The following is a 591-nucleotide window of genomic DNA, read 5'->3' on the forward strand; positions in this document are numbered from 1 at the left end:
CTTCACGGTTGGCGGCACCGAGTACACCGCAGGCGTCCCGGCGATCATCGCCACCGAGTACACCGCAGGCGTCCCGGCGATCATCGCCAACGTCGGCACCCTGGTGATCGGGGCGAATGGTGCTTACACCTTTACCCCGGTGGATAACTGGAACGGCACCGTGCCGACCGTCACCTACACCACCAACACCGGTTCCACCAGCACGCTGAATATCAGCGTCACTCCGGTCAATGACCCGAGCGTCCTGACCGCGGACACCAATACTGTCGATGAAGACCATGTTGCAACCGGTAACGTGCTGACCAACGACCACGATGTGGATAATCTCCTGAGCGTGGCCACCTTCACGGTTGGCGGCACCGAGTACACCGCAGGCGTCCCGGCGATCATCGCCAACGTCGGCACCCTGGTGATCGGGGCGAACGGTGCTTACACCTTTACTCCGGACTCCAACTACAACGGCACCGTGCCGACCGTCACCTACACCACCAACACCGGTTCCACCAGCACGCTGAATATCAGCGTCACTCCGGTCAATGACCCGAGCGTCCTGACAGCGGATACCAACACTGTCGATGAAGACCATGTTGC

1 protein-coding gene is annotated in these 591 nt (G+C 60.9%); it reads left to right on the plus strand.

What is annotated here, in order from left to right; genetic code table 11:
* Positions 1–591, plus strand: a 591-nt coding sequence (locus AC1DWM_RS30180) for an Ig-like domain-containing protein (RefSeq protein ID WP_477796903.1), incomplete at both ends; no start/stop codon positions are given.

This window comes from Pseudomonas sp. P4_C8 (assembly GCF_056401975.1).